Genomic DNA, 12,294 nt, shown 5'->3' with positions numbered 1-12,294 from the left:
GGATGGCCCGCCGATCGGAATGCCGCCGAGCGAGTCCATGATGATCCGCTTTCCGCCTTCGTAGTCGGTTCCGGCCTCCGCCGCGAGCCGCTCGGCCAGCCGCACCGCCGCCTCGGTCTCGATCCAGCCGGGGGACACGCGCACAACACGCACGCCTTTGGGCGAGACCTCCTTGGAGAGGCTCTTGCTGTAGGTCGAGAGCGCGGCCTTCGCAGCGGCATAGGCCGTCGTCGCGTCCGGCAGCGGCAGCTGGCGCTGTATGGAGGTCACATGGATCACCACGCCGTGGCCCTGGGCCACCATCGCGGGCACGAGGTCGCGATCGATCCTGACGGCGGGCATCAGGTTGAGATCGATCTCCCTGGCCCATTCCGCGTCGCTCAGCGCCGCGAAGCCGCCCGCCGGGGCGGATGAGCCGCCGAGCATGTGGACGACGACATCGATCCCGCCCAATCGCTCGCGGACCGCGGCGGCGAGCGTGGCGCAGCCCTCCGGAGTTGCGAGGTCGGCGGCGACGAACATCTCCTCGCCGAGCGTGTCGGGCCGGGATCGGGCGGTGGTCAGCACGCGGGCGCCGAGTTGGCGGAACAGGGTGACGGTGGCCGCGCCGGCCCCGCGCGTGCCGGAGGTGATGAGCGCCCTCTTGCCGTCAAGGCGGATGAACCCGGTCATGGGGCGATCTCCAGTCCGGCAATCCGCCCGTTTGCGACCCGGAACGAGAAAACCATCGTGGCAGGACTGCCGGGGAACCGCCCGGATACCCTTGCATGGAGTTCGGCAACCCCGCCCGTCTCGGACAGTTCGAGCGGTTCGATCACATGGGCGTACTTGGCCTTCGCGGCGTGCCACCACGCATCGATGGCGTCGCGGCCGACATGGGACCGTCCCTCGTCCCTGACGACGGCGTCGGGCGCGAAGGCGGCGACCAGAGCCGCGCCGTCGCACCTCCGGTCGGCATCGATATAGGCCAGGATCGGTGAAGGAAGTCTCATTGCTCATGTGTCCTGATCGGGGTGTCTCCGTCCCGTCCAAAATGAGCATGGACATCCGTTTCGATAATCGGGATAAAACGGGATGAGGAATTCCGATTTACGGGACAATGAAACGGGCCGACCTGAACGATCTCGACGCCGTCTTCGCCATTGCGCGCAGGGGCTCGTTCCGTGCCGCGGCACTCGATCTGGGCATGTCCACGACCGCGCTCAGCAACGCCGTCAGGAAGCTGGAGGCGGGCCTCGGCGTCCGTCTGTTCAACCGCACGACGCGGAGTGTCTCGCTCACCGACGCCGGACGGCTGTTCGTCGAGCAGGTCGGCCCGGCGTTGCAGGATGTCCACGGCGCCCTGGAAGCCGTGCGCTCGCAGCAGACGACGCCGTCGGGCACGCTTCGCATCAATGCGTTCGCCATGGCGGCGCGGGAGATCCTTTCGCCGCTCGTGCTGGAGTTCCTCCGCCGGAATCCGCAGGTGCATGTCGATCTCGTCACCGAAGGGCGGCTGGTGGACATCGTCGCCGAAGGATTCGATCTCGGTGTCCGGGTCGCCGACCTCGTGCCCAGCGACATGATCGCGATTTCCCTGGGCCGCCCGCAGCGATATGCCGTCGTCGGCTCGCCGGCATATTTCGAGGGGCATGAGAAGCCCCGCGTCCCGTCCGACCTGCTCAACCATCCCTGCATCCGTGTCCGCCTGCCGAACGGCGCCCTGTACCGCTGGCACTTCGAGAAGGATGGGCAGGCGACGCAGATCGACGTGTGCGGACCGATCACCTTGGACGAGGCCGGTCTCGCACGGACCGCCGTCCTGGAAGGCATCGGCCTCGGCTTCTTCATGGAGCAGGACGTGCGCACCGACATCGAGACGGGCCGTCTCGTCCCTGTGCTCGATGACTGGACCCCGGTGCGTGCCGGGCTCTGCCTCTACTATCCCGGACGGCGCAACCCTTCCGCCGCCTTCAGGGCGTTCATCTGCCTTGCCCGCGAACTCGGCGCGAGGAAGGGTCGGTGATCCGTCGGCGGGGGCAATGGCCGGTTTCCGCCTCGAAGCAGCCAGTGGCCCCTCTTCGTCAGGGGAGTGGTTGAAAAGCGGGACATGGCGCTGGATTCGGGAACGCAACTGGTGGACAACAGCGTCTTCGCGATTTTTGCGGCGTTCCTGTCCGGTTGAGGGCAAGCGCCATTCAGGGAGACAGCATGTTCACTGCCGCCAGCTTCCGTGTCGGCGACCGCGTGACCATCCGCAGCGGCCAGTCCATTCCGCAATCCATCGCCACGGTGGAACGCTACACCGAAGGGGGGCGCTGCATGGTGCTGTCCGACGGCAGCGAATGGCGGGCCGACGGCCGCCGCCAGTGGGGCTTCCGCGGCAGCTACTACAAGGGTCCGGTGGTCGAGCCGTTCGAGCAGGGCGACGACGAGTTCGTGGCGCGGCGCCGTGTCGTCGGCGCGCTGCGCAAGTTCGGCGATGGTCTGACCATGGACTCGGCCCTGAGCACCGAGGCGTTGCAGCGGATTCTGGATGCGGTGGACAAGGAAAAGGCAGCGGTGAAGAAAGAGGGATAATCGCAAAAAAGCCGGCGGTCCTGCGAGGGGCCGCCGGCTTTTTTTCATCTCAGCTCACTCACTCCGCCGCGATGGTCTCGCGCACGGTTTCCTCGGCCGGCACGGTGCGGATCAGGTGGTCGAAGGCGGCCAGCGCCGCCTTGGCACCCTCGCCCATGGCGATGACGATCTGCTTGAACGGCACCGTCGTCGCGTCGCCGGCGGCGAAGACGCCGGGCAGCGAGGTCTGGCCGCGGTTGTCCACCTCGATCTCGCCGCGCGGAGTCAGGGCCAGCGTGCCCTTCAGCCATTCGGTGTTCGGCACCAGGCCGATCTGCACGAAGATTCCTTCCAGATCGACCCGCTTCAGCTCGCCACTGTTGCGCTCCTTGTAGGACAGCCCGACCACCTTGTTGCCGTCGCCATGCACCTCGGTCGTCTGGGCCGACATCAGGACGGTGACGTTGGGCAGGCTGTGCAGCTTGCGCTGCAACACCGCGTCGGCACGCAGCTGGCTGTCGAACTCGATCAGCGTGACGTGCGAGACGATGCCGGCGAGGTCGATGGCCGCTTCCACGCCGGAGTTGCCGCCGCCGATCACCGCCACCCGCTTGCCCTTGAACAGCGGACCGTCGCAGTGCGGGCAGTAGGCGACGCCCTTGTTGCGGTATTCCGCCTCGCCCGGCACATTCATCGAGCGCCAGCGGGCGCCGGTCGACAGCACCACCGTGCGCGACTTCAGCGAGGCGCCGCTCGCCAGCTTCACCTCGATCAGCCCGCCTTCCTGCGATGCCGGCACCAGGGCGGTGGCGGTCTGCAGGTTCATCACGTCGACCTCATAGTCCTTGACGTGCTGCTCCAGCGCCGCGGCCAGCTTCGGCCCCTCGGTGTGGGAGACCGAGATGAAGTTCTCGATCGCCATGGTGTCGAGCACCTGACCGCCGAAGCGCTCGGCGGCGACGCCGGTGCGGATGCCCTTGCGGGCGGCATAGATGGCGGCCGCGGCGCCGGCCGGGCCGCCGCCGATCACCAGCACCTCGAACGGGGCCTTGGTCTTGATCTTCTCGGCGGCGCGGGCGACGGCGCCGGTGTCGAGCTTGGCGACGATCTGCGCCACGTCCATCCGGCCCTGGGCGAAGGGCTCGCCGTTCAGGAAGACGGTGGGGACGGCCATCACCTGACGCTGCTCGACCTCCTGCTGGAACAGGGCGCCGTCGATGGCGACATGCTTGATCCGCGGGTTCAGCGCGCTCATCAGGTTCAACGCCTGGACCACGTCCGGGCAGTTCTGGCAGGTCAGCGAGAAATAGGTCTCGAAGCGGAATTCGCCGTCGAGGGTGCGGATCTGCTCCAGCAGCTCCTCGGATTCCTTGGAGGGGTGGCCGCCGACCTGCAGCAGCGCCAGCACCAGCGAGTTGAACTCGTGCCCCATCGGCAGGCCGGCGAAGGTGACGCCGATGTCGCTGCCGTTGCGATTGATGGCGAAGGACGGCCGGCGCTCGTCGGCGCCGTTGCGGTCCAGCGTGATCTTGTCCGACAGCGAGGCGATGTCTTCCAGCAGGCCCAGCATCTCCTGCGACTTCGCCCCGTCGTCCAGCGACGCCACCAGCGTGATCGGGTTGGTGATGCGCTCCAGATAGGCCTTCAACTGCGTCTTCAGATTGGCGTCCAGCATGGCTTTCGTTCCCAACGTCTCGTGTCCGGGCGGATCACCTGCGTCATGTCGCGGCGGTCCGGGCGGAGAAATGGTGGCCCGAGTCAAAAGAGCCGGTCGGGCGGGCGGTTTGGTTTTGAAACAGTGAAACGGTCCGAACGTCATCGTCCTCCCCGCGCAGGCGGGGATCCAAGTGGGGATGTGGACTTCAAAAAAGACTGCGACAAAACGCGCGGCCAAAACGCACGCCTGGGTGCCCACCTTCGCGGGGATGGGGAAACCGATGACCGGACCTGCGGGGGGGCTTTGAAAGCCGGCCCGAAAAACCTGCCTTGCGGCCAGTCCTGTGTTTCAAGGCGGCCTGTCCAAGGGTGCTGCCTGTAAACCCGCCTTCGCTGCGGGGGTGGGAGCCGGCCGGAGCCGGCCCCCGATCCTTGGGATTCCCGAAGGAAACCTTAGATCTTGCCGACGAGGTCGAGCGACGGGGCGAGGGTCTTCTCGCCTTCCTGCCACTTGGCCGGGCAGACCTCGCCCGGGTGGGCGGCGACATACTGCACGGCCTTGATCTTGCGCAGCAGCTCCTTGGCGTCGCGGCCGACGCCACCGGCGGTGATCTCGACGATCTGGATCTTGCCGTCCGGATCGACGACGAAGGTGCCGCGGTCGGCCAGGCCGACTTCCTCGATCAGAACCTCGAAGTTGCGGCTGATCGCCAGCGTCGGGTCGCCGATCATGGTGTAGCCGATCTTGCCGATGGCCGGCGAGGTGTCGTGCCAGGCCTTGTGGCAGAAGTGGGTGTCGGTCGAGACGCTGTAGACCTCGACGCCCAGCTTCTGGAATTCGGCATAGTTGTCGGCCAGGTCTTCCAGCTCCGTCGGGCAGACGAAGGTGAAGTCGGCCGGGTAGAAGAACACGACCGACCACTTGCCCTTCAGGTCGGCGTCGGTCACGTCGATGAACTTGCCGTTCTTGTACGCGGTCGCCTTGAAGGGCTTAATCTCGCTGTTGATCAAGGACATTTGTGTTCTCCGATGAGGTGCGATGATTGGTTGTCGCCCCAATCCCTGGCCGCTGGCCCCGGCCGGTGGCCGTGACATGCCCGACTTAGTGCGGCGCACCACGTCGAACAAGGGGTCCTGCCATGTGGCCAGGAAGCGGGGCGTCGTTCCGTTGTCCCGTTGACGGATGGAGGAATACGGGAATTCTGTGATCAAGAGAAGTAGAAAATACCAATTGAACTGATCGATAAATCCGATTACATAACCGGGCATGAAACCGCTCCCCACCCTGCGCCAGCTCCGCTATCTCGTCGCCGTCGTCGACCGCTGCCATTTCGGGCAGGCGGCGGAGGATTGCCTCGTCAGCCAGTCCACCCTGAGCGCCGGTTTGCAGGAGCTGGAAGACCTGCTGGGCGCCACGCTGGTTGAGCGCACGCGCCGCTCGGTGCTGCCGACCCCGCTCGGCCGCGAGATCGCGGACCGGGCGCGCCAGCTTCTGAAGGGGGCGGAGGAATTGGTGGACATCACCCGCTCGGCCGCCGACCCGATGTCGGGGGCGCTGCATCTGGGGGTGATCCCGACCATCGGCCCCTTCCTGATCCCCCGCGTGATGCCGGCCCTGCGCGAGACCTTCCCGCGCCTGCGGCTCTACCTGCGCGAGGACCAGACGGCGCGGCTGCTGGAGCAGCTGAACGCCGGCAAGCTGGACGCGGCGCTGCTGGCCCTGCCCTATCCGATGGGCGACCTGGAGACGGAGGACATTGCCGAGGACCGCTTCTCCTTCGTCTGCCCCAGCGGCCACCGGCTGAGCGGCGGCGACCCGGCGCAGCCGGTGACGGTGCCGTCGGAGGATCTGCTGCTGCTGGAGGACGGGCATTGCCTGCGCGACCACGCCATGGCCGCCTGCGCGCTCGACAGCACGCCGCACAACACCGCCTTCCAGGGCACCAGCCTGCACACGCTGGTGCAGATGGTGGCGAATGGGCTGGGGGTGACGCTGCTGCCGCAGATGGCGGTCGATTCGGGCATCCTGCGTGGGCTGGATCTGGCGGTGCGCCCGCTGGCCGCCGACCGGCCGGGGCGGCGGATCGCGCTGGCCTGGAGGAAAACCTCGGGGCGGAAGGAGACCTTCCAGCGGCTTGCCGAAGCGCTGCGGGCGGAGATGACGCCGAAGGACGGCTGAGCGGCACCCCGATCAAAGTATCGCTTGGTCCGACGGGCGCGAGGTGGTTTAAACGGTGCGGTTTTTCACCCGTTCATGCCTCTTCCGGGACACCCAGCGTCATGTCCACCGCCATTGCCGATAGCGCTTTCGCCCCTGGCCCCCTGTTCGACCGCGTCGCCATCGTCGGCATCGGTCTGATCGGCTCCTCCCTGGCGCGGGCGCTGACGGAGTATGGCATCGCGCGGCAGGTGGTCTGCGCCGACCGCAGTGCCGACGCCTGCGCCAAGGCGTTGGAGCTGGGCATCGTGGCGGAGGCCTCCACCGATCCGGCGACGGCGCTGGCCGGGGCCGAGCTGGTGGTGCTGGCGACGCCGGTCGGCAGCTATGCCACGGTGGGCGAGGCGATCGGGCCGCTGCTAACGCCGGGGACCATCGTCACCGACGTCGGGTCGGTCAAGCAGGCAACGCTGCGCGACATCGGGCCGCACCTGCCCGACGGCGTTCCCCTGATCCCCGGCCATCCGGTGGCGGGCACCGAGCATTCGGGGCCGGAGGCCGGCTTCGCCAGCCTGTTCCAGGGCCGCTGGTGCATCCTGACCCCGCCGAGCGGCGCCGACCAGCAGGCCCTGGACCGGGTGACGGAGATGTGGCGCCGCGTCGGCTCCACCGTCGAGATCATGGAGGCCAGCCACCATGACCGCGTGCTGGCCATCACCTCGCATCTGCCGCACCTGATCGCCTACACCATCGTCGGCACCGCGTCGGACCTGGAGGAGGACACCAAGTCCGAGGTCATCAAATTCTCGGCCGGCGGCTTCCGCGACTTCACCCGCATCGCCGCCAGCGATCCGGTGATGTGGCGCGACATCTTCCTGAACAACCGCGAGGCGGTTCTGGAAATTCTGCAGCGCTTCACCGAGGATCTGACAGCACTGCAGCGTTCCATCCGCTGGGGCGAGGGCGAGCATCTGCAGGAGCACTTCACCAAGACCCGTGCCGTGCGGCGTGGGATCATCGACGCCAAGCAGGCGTGAGGAAAGTAGGAAACCCGTTGAGGAATGCCCCCTCTCCCCCGGGGAGAGGGAAATTACGACGCCCGCAACGCTCCCAGGAAGCCGTCCACCTCCTGCCGCATCCGCCCGGCATCTCCGGTGACGGTGTCCACCGAGCGCACCATCACGCCGCTGGCCTGTTCGGCCGACGCGGCGGCGGCGGTGACGGCGGCGATGTTGTCGGAGACGCTGCGGGTACCGTCGGCGGCGTCCTGGATGTTGGCGGCGATCTCGCCCACGGCGGCGGTCTGCTGTTCGACTGCGGCGGCGACCTCGCTGGAGATCTCGTTCAGCCGGGCGATGGTGCGGGTGACGGCGCCGATGGTGTCGACCGCGGTGCCCGAGGCGTTTTGAAATTTCGGCGATGCGCGCCTGGATCTCGGCGGTCGCCTTGGCGGTCTGGCCGGCGAGCTGCTTCACCTCGCTGGCAACGACCGCAAAGCCTTTCCCCGCCTCCCCGGCGCGGGCGGCCTCGATGGTCGCGTTGAGCGCCAGCAGGTTGGTCTGGCCGGCGATGCCGGAAATCATGTCGACGACCTTGCCGATCTCCTCCGCCGCCTCGGCGAGACTGCCCATGACCGTGGTGCTGCGTTCGGCGTCGCGGGTGGCGTCGGCGGCGATGGCGGCGGAGTCTGCGACCAGACGGGCGATGCCGGCGAAGCTGGCCGACAGTTCGGCGGTGGCGGCGGCGACGCTGTCCACATTGGCCGAGGCCCGGCCGGCGGCGGACGACACCGCGTCGGAATGGCGCGCCGTTTCGGCGGCCCCTTCCGCCATCGCGGACGAGGCGGCGGCCATCTCGGCGGTGGAGGCCGACAGCGCTTCGACCAGCCGCTTCACCGTCGCCTCGAAACCGTCGGCGAGCGTGCGCAGCTCGCGGCGGCGCTCTTCGGCGGCCGCTGCCTTCAGCCGTTCCTGCTCCTGCTGGAGGCGCTCGCTGTCGAGCATGCTGTCGCGGAAGACGCGGGCGGCGGTCGCCATCCGGCCGATCTCGTCACGGCGGCCTTCCCCAAGACCGGCCTCGAAACTGGCGGTGAAGTCGCGGGCGGCCAGCCGCTCCAAAGCACTCGCCACGTCCAGGATCGGACGGGAGATGCCGCGCACCAGTACGGCACCGAAGCCCAGAGCCAGCAGCGTGCAGAGAGTCACGCCGCCGAGAACCATGCCGTGGGCGCTGTTGTAGACCGCCGCCCCCTGGTCGGCGACGGCGCCGGCATCGGCCATCGTGCCGTCGACCAGAGCGTCCAATGCCTCCTGCACGCGGGCGAAGGCGACGGCGCTCGGGCGTTTGAAAACGCTGACGGCGGATTGGGCGTTGCCGTCGCGGGCCTGGCTGCGCACGCGGTCGGCCGCGGCGGCATAGGCGGTCCAGGCCTCGTCGAAGGCGGCCAGCCGGGCGGCACCCTCGCCACCGGTGAAGCGGGCTCCGGCGGCCTGACGGCGGGCCGTCACTTCGGCCACCGCCTCGGTCCAGCCCTTTTCGGCCTGGTTCACCTGCATCTCGTTGGTGGCGAGCGCATAGGCGGCCTCGGCGATGCGGTGGCTCTGGGCGGCCGAGGTCAGTTGACCGGCCAGCTGGGTCGCCGGCAGCGATCGGCTGCGCATGGTTTCAGCGGCATTGTTTAGGATTTCAAGACGGCTCAGCGTGAAAAGCCCGAAGGCACCCGCCATCACCACGGTGCCGAGCACTGCGACAATGATCTTGGCGCGGATGGTCAGTCGCCCGAATGCTTGAATCTTAGCCATCTTGCCCGCACCCCCGGCAAACCTTCGGCAGGATCATTATCCATGCGAAGGTATTGTTCGACCCTCAATCTTACTAATCCGAACGTTTAAAATTATCAACGCGGAAGGTGAGCGAATTCCTCGGAAATCCGGTGGATCGGCCAATGGTCACAGCCAGTGGTGACCGACGCTTGAAAACAGGGCCCGAAAACGAAACGGCCGCCGCACCCGGGTGGTGCGGCGGCCGTTTCGGGACCGTCTGAGGATGGAGATCAGGCGGCCTTGCGAACGGACCCCAGCTCGGTGAACAGCTTCACCACGGCTTCGACGAACTCGTTCAGCTGGTCCTGGCCCAGGGCCGAGACCGTGATGTCGTCGACGACCAGAGCCTCGTCGCTGATCCGGCCGCCGGCGGCGGTCAGATCGGCGCGGTAGGCTTCCGGGGCGGCCAGCAGGCGGCCGCGCAGCTTGCCGGGGATGGCGAGCAGCTGGATGCCCTGGTCGATGGCGGCGATCGGCTTGCCGGCATCCAGGAAGTGGCCGACGATGCGGCGGGTGTGGGCCGACTGCTGCAGCTTCGCCACGCTGCGCTCACCGCCCGGCAGCAGCAGCATGTCGAAGTCGGCGCCCAGCGCCTCGCTCAGATGCTTGTCCACCGGGAAGTAATGGCCCCAGGACTTGCCGTGCCAGCCGTTGACCAGACCCGTCTCGGTGGAGATGGTACGCAGCGTCGCACCCGTCTTGATCAGGGCGCGTTGCGGCTCGGTCATCTCCGCTTCTTCAAAGCCGTTGGAGACGAGGATGGCGATGGACTTTCCTGCGAGCGATTGATCCATACTGTCTTGTCCTTTCATCGTTTCACCAAAGAACGCCGGAGCATCCCCCATGGCCTGTCGGCCAGGGGAGAACCCGCCGGGGCAGGGTGGCGGTCGGGAAACGGTCATCGCCGCGCAGGGGGGTGCGCGGCGGCCAGTTCCGCCCGCCGGTGGCCCGAGGTCGGGGTGCCGGCGTGTGGGACCTTTACGTCCCGGATCGGTTTGTTTTCAGCATGCGGACTTAATTGGTCCCGATACGGCCCCAAGTCAACAAGGGATTCCGCGGCGCACCCAAAGCCGGGACGCTCCGGAATCCGCCGCAGTCGGTGGATCCGGCCGCATTTTCCAGCCCAGTTCAAGACTTTCGGCCGATGCGGACCGTACCACCGGTTGATGTCGCGCAGAGCTGCCATACCATGGGGGCGTGGCTTCACCGATGGGTTATTCCGAAAGAACCAGACTTCGGCGTGGGATGAAGACAAAAAAGCGGCCGGGGGGAAGGCCCCCGGCCGTCGGCAAGTCAAAGCATCAGCCGTTCGATAAAGATCCAGCTCGCACACTGGACCACGGACCAATCCCGTCGATCGGAACCTGCGATCAATGGAACTGGTCAGCCTCGGTGGAGTCCTTGTACGCGGTGGTCGAGGAGGTGCCGCCGGAGATCGCCGTGGCGACCGCGTCGAAGTAGCCGGTGCCGACTTCGCGCTGGTGCTTGGTGGCGGTGTAACCGTCCTTCTCGGCCGCGAACTCGGCCTGCTGCAGTTCGGAGTAGGCGGCCATGCCGCGCTCGGCGTAACCCTTGGCGAGCGTGAAGGCCGAGTAGTTCAGGCTGTGGAAGCCGGCCAGCGTGACGAACTGGAACTTGTAGCCCATCGCGCCCAGCTCACGCTGGTACTTGGCGATGGTGGCGTCGTCCAGGTTGGCCTTCCAGTTGAAGGAGGGCGAGCAGTTGTAGGCCAGCATCTTGCCCGGGAACTGCTTGTGCACGGCCTCGGCGAAGCGGCGGGCTTCGTCCAGGTTCGGCTTGGAGGTCTCCCACCACATCAGGTCGGAGTACGGCGCGTAGGACAGGCCGCGGGCGATGCAGTGATCCACACCCATGCCCTTCTTCAGGCGGAAGAAGCCCTCGGTGGTGCGGCCGCTGTCGAAATCGATGAAGGGATGGTCACGCTCGTCGATGTCCGAGGTGATGAGCTGCGCCGACTCCGCGTCGGTGCGGGCGATCACCAGGGTCGAGGTGCCGCAGACATCGGCGGCCAGACGGGCGGCGTTCAGCGTGCGGATGTGCTGCTGCGTCGGGATCAGAACCTTGCCGCCGAGATGGCCGCACTTCTTTTCGGACGCCAGCTGGTCTTCCCAGTGCACGCCGGCGGCACCGGCCTTGATCATCGCCTTCATCAGCTCGAAGGCGTTCAACGGGCCGCCGAAGCCGGCCTCGGCGTCGGCGATGATCGGCGCGAACCAGTAGGTGTCGCCCTTGCCCTCGGAGGTCTGGATCTCGTCGGCGCGCTTGAAGGTGTTGTTGATGCGTTCGACCACCGCCGGGACCGAGTTCACCGGATACAGGCTCTGGTCCGGGTACATCTGGCCCGCCGTGTTGGCGTCGCCGGCGACCTGCCAGCCCGACAGGTAGATGGCCTTCAGGCCGGCCTTGACCGCCTGCATCGCCTGGTTGCCGGTCAAAGCACCCAGCGTGTTGATGTAGGGCTCGGTGTTCAGCAGCTCCCACAGGCGGCGGGCGCCCAGCTCGGCCAGCGTGTACTCGATCTTGACCGAGCCGCTCAGACGCTTGACGTCGTCCATGGTGTAGTCGCGGCGGATGCCCTCGTAGCGGGCGGCGTGGATGGCGGTCTTGGTCTTTTCATCGAGCGACATGGGTCAGGTTCCTTTTGTCCGGTGCGCCCGGTCGGTCGGGGCGGGCCTGGGGTCTCGGGGCGGGCCTTTTGTCGGTCCCGGAACCGGTTGTGGGCAGTGGCGTTTCCTCCCGCCTTGCTCTGCCGTCCGGTGTCTTCGGGGCTGCTTGCGCTTTACAGCGCGGCCGTGAACCAAGACTTAAACCCGGCCCGAGTGCGTTGCAATAAGCCCTTGTTTGTAAAAAGGTCCGTTTGTAAACTGCCGTCTTCACAAAGCTGTAAATCGGTAAATCTTGTAAAGCGGAGGGTCGCGGTGGCGAGCATGGAGAAGAAGGCGATGCTGGGGCCGAAGGTCCGCCGCCTGCGCCGCGACCAGGGGCTGACCCAGGCGCAGATGGCCGACCAGCTCGGCATCTCCCCCAGCTACCTGAACCTGATCGAGCACAACCAGCGCCCGGTCACCGTGCCGCTGCTGCGAAGCTGGGCCAGCAGTC

13 protein-coding genes and 1 pseudogene are annotated in these 12,294 nt (G+C 67.1%); 6 read left to right on the top strand and 8 right to left on the bottom strand.

What is annotated here, in order from left to right:
- Both I71_RS21035 and I71_RS21030 read right to left on the bottom strand, forming a co-directional pair.
- The coding region (locus I71_RS21035) for an SDR family oxidoreductase (RefSeq protein ID WP_042697604.1) at positions 1 to 672 on the bottom strand (672 nt) is incomplete at its 3' end.
- Positions 669 to 992 (bottom strand): nuclear transport factor 2 family protein, encoded by a 324-nt coding sequence (locus tag I71_RS21030; RefSeq protein WP_042697601.1) that lies wholly within the window; start codon positions 990 to 992, stop codon positions 669 to 671. The genes I71_RS21035 and I71_RS21030, both read right to left, overlap by 4 nt.
- Positions 993 to 1,099: 107 nt before the next feature.
- Here I71_RS21030 and I71_RS21025 point away from each other — a divergent pair, with 107 nt between their 5' ends.
- Complete coding sequence (locus I71_RS21025) at positions 1,100 to 2,005, top strand: LysR family transcriptional regulator (protein ID WP_042697599.1); 906 nt, start codon at positions 1,100 to 1,102, stop codon at positions 2,003 to 2,005.
- A 185-nt stretch (positions 2,006 to 2,190) separates the two neighbouring features.
- Positions 2,191 to 2,559 carry a hypothetical protein gene (locus I71_RS21020; RefSeq protein WP_042697596.1) on the top strand — a complete coding sequence of 123 codons (369 nt, stop codon included), beginning with the start codon at positions 2,191 to 2,193 and terminating at the stop codon, positions 2,557 to 2,559.
- A 58-nt stretch (positions 2,560 to 2,617) separates the two neighbouring features.
- Here the strand turns inward: I71_RS21020 and ahpF are convergent, their stop codons facing one another.
- Positions 2,618 to 4,213 carry an alkyl hydroperoxide reductase subunit F gene (gene ahpF, locus I71_RS21015; RefSeq protein ID WP_042697591.1) on the bottom strand — a complete coding sequence of 532 codons (1,596 nt, stop codon included), beginning with the start codon at positions 4,211 to 4,213 and terminating at the stop codon, positions 2,618 to 2,620.
- Between the two features lie 434 nt (positions 4,214 to 4,647).
- Complete coding sequence (ahpC, locus tag I71_RS21010) at positions 4,648 to 5,211, bottom strand: alkyl hydroperoxide reductase subunit C (RefSeq protein WP_042697589.1); 564 nt, start codon at positions 5,209 to 5,211, stop codon at positions 4,648 to 4,650.
- Between the two features lie 250 nt (positions 5,212 to 5,461).
- Here ahpC and I71_RS21005 point away from each other — a divergent pair, with 250 nt between their 5' ends.
- Positions 5,462 to 6,373, top strand: coding sequence for a hydrogen peroxide-inducible genes activator (locus I71_RS21005; protein ID WP_042697586.1), 912 nt, complete (start codon positions 5,462 to 5,464; stop codon positions 6,371 to 6,373).
- Between the two features lie 101 nt (positions 6,374 to 6,474).
- A complete protein-coding gene (locus I71_RS21000) occupies positions 6,475 to 7,389 on the top strand; it encodes a prephenate/arogenate dehydrogenase family protein (protein ID WP_042697583.1) in 915 nt (304 codons plus the stop codon).
- A gap of 53 nt (positions 7,390 to 7,442) precedes the next feature.
- Here the strand turns inward: I71_RS21000 and I71_RS40005 are convergent, their stop codons facing one another.
- The gene (locus I71_RS40005) at positions 7,443 to 7,646 is read right to left on the bottom strand and encodes a hypothetical protein (protein ID WP_244433961.1); all 204 of its coding nucleotides are present in this window, start codon (positions 7,644 to 7,646) and stop codon (positions 7,443 to 7,445) included.
- Here I71_RS40005 and I71_RS40000 point away from each other — a divergent pair.
- Positions 7,624 to 7,761: a hypothetical protein gene (locus I71_RS40000; protein ID WP_244433960.1), complete on the top strand. Its 138-nt coding sequence runs from the start codon at positions 7,624 to 7,626 to the stop codon at positions 7,759 to 7,761. The genes I71_RS40005 and I71_RS40000 overlap by 23 nt on opposite strands.
- Before the next feature lie 51 nt (positions 7,762 to 7,812).
- Here the strand turns inward: I71_RS40000 and I71_RS20995 are convergent.
- The 3 genes and pseudogenes from I71_RS20995 to aceA form a co-directional block, all read right to left on the bottom strand.
- Positions 7,813 to 9,078: pseudogene (locus tag I71_RS20995) on the bottom strand (methyl-accepting chemotaxis protein); the annotation flags it as partial.
- Between the two features lie 326 nt (positions 9,079 to 9,404).
- A complete protein-coding gene (locus I71_RS20990) occupies positions 9,405 to 9,968 on the bottom strand; it encodes a DJ-1/PfpI family protein (protein ID WP_042697580.1) in 564 nt (187 codons plus the stop codon).
- A gap of 576 nt (positions 9,969 to 10,544) precedes the next feature.
- Complete coding sequence (gene aceA / locus I71_RS20985; protein ID WP_042697577.1) at positions 10,545 to 11,822, bottom strand: isocitrate lyase; 1,278 nt, start codon at positions 11,820 to 11,822, stop codon at positions 10,545 to 10,547.
- A 300-nt stretch (positions 11,823 to 12,122) separates the two neighbouring features.
- Here aceA and I71_RS36265 point away from each other — a divergent pair.
- Positions 12,123 to 12,294 (top strand): helix-turn-helix domain-containing protein (locus I71_RS36265; RefSeq protein WP_148294317.1); only part of this gene is annotated, 172 nt, incomplete at its 3' end.

Origin of the sequence: Azospirillum sp. B506, assembly GCF_000333595.1 — a bacterium.
Taxonomy (GTDB): Bacteria; Pseudomonadota; Alphaproteobacteria; order Azospirillales; family Azospirillaceae; genus Azospirillum.
Note: the sequence above shows the minus strand (reverse complement) of the source record. Positions and strands in the feature narration are given on the sequence as shown.

What these genes read in the sequence shown, in the direction of transcription:
- I71_RS21000 (WP_042697583.1), top strand. Translation starts at nt 6,475, where the DNA reads ATGTCCACCGCCATTGCCGATAGCGCTTTCGCCCCTGGCCCCCTGTTC.
- I71_RS21005 (WP_042697586.1), top strand. Translation starts at nt 5,462, where the DNA reads ATGAAACCGCTCCCCACCCTGCGCCAGCTCCGCTATCTCGTCGCCGTC.
- I71_RS21020 (WP_042697596.1), top strand. Translation starts at nt 2,191, where the DNA reads ATGTTCACTGCCGCCAGCTTCCGTGTCGGCGACCGCGTGACCATCCGC.
- I71_RS21030 (WP_042697601.1), bottom strand. Translation starts at nt 992, where the DNA reads ATGAGACTTCCTTCACCGATCCTGGCCTATATCGATGCCGACCGGAGG.
- I71_RS21025 (WP_042697599.1), top strand. Translation starts at nt 1,100, where the DNA reads ATGAAACGGGCCGACCTGAACGATCTCGACGCCGTCTTCGCCATTGCG.
- ahpF (WP_042697591.1), bottom strand. Translation starts at nt 4,213, where the DNA reads ATGCTGGACGCCAATCTGAAGACGCAGTTGAAGGCCTATCTGGAGCGC.
- aceA (WP_042697577.1), bottom strand. Translation starts at nt 11,822, where the DNA reads ATGTCGCTCGATGAAAAGACCAAGACCGCCATCCACGCCGCCCGCTAC.
- ahpC (WP_042697589.1), bottom strand. Translation starts at nt 5,211, where the DNA reads ATGTCCTTGATCAACAGCGAGATTAAGCCCTTCAAGGCGACCGCGTAC.
- I71_RS40000 (WP_244433960.1), top strand. Translation starts at nt 7,624, where the DNA reads ATGTTGGCGGCGATCTCGCCCACGGCGGCGGTCTGCTGTTCGACTGCG.
- I71_RS20990 (WP_042697580.1), bottom strand. Translation starts at nt 9,968, where the DNA reads ATGGATCAATCGCTCGCAGGAAAGTCCATCGCCATCCTCGTCTCCAAC.